General features: G+C 50.7%; 1 rRNA gene. It reads left to right on the top strand.

Annotated features, from left to right (window positions below):
* The first annotated feature begins 176 nt into the window (after positions 1–176).
* A 16S ribosomal RNA gene (locus IGJ05_RS16115) occupies positions 177–1,736 on the top strand.
* The last annotated feature ends 56 nt before the right edge of the window (positions 1,737–1,792 follow it).

The raw sequence follows: 1,792 nt of genomic DNA, 5'->3' as shown, positions 1-1,792 counted from the left end.
CTCTGATATGATATAAAAGTTGCTAACACAGCACGGTAGACCTTTGAAAACTGAACAAAGCAAGCAAACGAACCAATGTGTAGGACGTTTCAATTTATTGAAACAAATACATGCAAGCAATAGCTAGCAAAGTTAATTTTTATGAGCTTAATGACCGTATGGTCATTCAAACAAATCATTATGAGAGTTTGATCCTGGCTCAGGACGAACGCTGGCGGCGTGCCTAATACATGCAAGTCGAACGCTTTTTCTTTCACCGGAGCTTGCTCCACCGAAAGAAAAAGAGTGGCGAACGGGTGAGTAACACGTGGGTAACCTGCCCATCAGAAGGGGATAACACTTGGAAACAGGTGCTAATACCGTATAACACTATTTTCCGCATGGAAGAAAGTTGAAAGGCGCTTTTGCGTCACTGATGGATGGACCCGCGGTGCATTAGCTAGTTGGTGAGGTAACGGCTCACCAAGGCAACGATGCATAGCCGACCTGAGAGGGTGATCGGCCACACTGGGACTGAGACACGGCCCAGACTCCTACGGGAGGCAGCAGTAGGGAATCTTCGGCAATGGACGAAAGTCTGACCGAGCAACGCCGCGTGAGTGAAGAAGGTTTTCGGATCGTAAAACTCTGTTGTTAGAGAAGAACAAGGATGAGAGTAAAATGTTCATCCCTTGACGGTATCTAACCAGAAAGCCACGGCTAACTACGTGCCAGCAGCCGCGGTAATACGTAGGTGGCAAGCGTTGTCCGGATTTATTGGGCGTAAAGCGAGCGCAGGCGGTTTCTTAAGTCTGATGTGAAAGCCCCCGGCTCAACCGGGGAGGGTCATTGGAAACTGGGAGACTTGAGTGCAGAAGAGGAGAGTGGAATTCCATGTGTAGCGGTGAAATGCGTAGATATATGGAGGAACACCAGTGGCGAAGGCGGCTCTCTGGTCTGTAACTGACGCTGAGGCTCGAAAGCGTGGGGAGCGAACAGGATTAGATACCCTGGTAGTCCACGCCGTAAACGATGAGTGCTAAGTGTTGGAGGGTTTCCGCCCTTCAGTGCTGCAGCAAACGCATTAAGCACTCCGCCTGGGGAGTACGACCGCAAGGTTGAAACTCAAAGGAATTGACGGGGGCCCGCACAAGCGGTGGAGCATGTGGTTTAATTCGAAGCAACGCGAAGAACCTTACCAGGTCTTGACATCCTTTGACCACTCTAGAGATAGAGTTTCCCCTTCGGGGGCAAAGTGACAGGTGGTGCATGGTTGTCGTCAGCTCGTGTCGTGAGATGTTGGGTTAAGTCCCGCAACGAGCGCAACCCTTATTGTTAGTTGCCATCATTTAGTTGGGCACTCTAGCGAGACTGCCGGTGACAAACCGGAGGAAGGTGGGGATGACGTCAAATCATCATGCCCCTTATGACCTGGGCTACACACGTGCTACAATGGGAAGTACAACGAGTTGCGAAGTCGCGAGGCTAAGCTAATCTCTTAAAGCTTCTCTCAGTTCGGATTGTAGGCTGCAACTCGCCTACATGAAGCCGGAATCGCTAGTAATCGCGGATCAGCACGCCGCGGTGAATACGTTCCCGGGCCTTGTACACACCGCCCGTCACACCACGAGAGTTTGTAACACCCGAAGTCGGTGAGGTAACCTTTTTGGAGCCAGCCGCCTAAGGTGGGATAGATGATTGGGGTGAAGTCGTAACAAGGTAGCCGTATCGGAAGGTGCGGCTGGATCACCTCCTTTCTAAGGAATATTTCGGAAGACTACACATCGTTTGCCTTTGTTCAGTTTTGAGAGGT

The organism is Enterococcus sp. AZ167, assembly GCF_051714025.1.
GTDB lineage: Bacteria > Bacillota > Bacilli > Lactobacillales > Enterococcaceae > Enterococcus_D > Enterococcus_D casseliflavus.
Note: the sequence above shows the minus strand (reverse complement) of the source record. Positions and strands in the feature narration are given on the sequence as shown.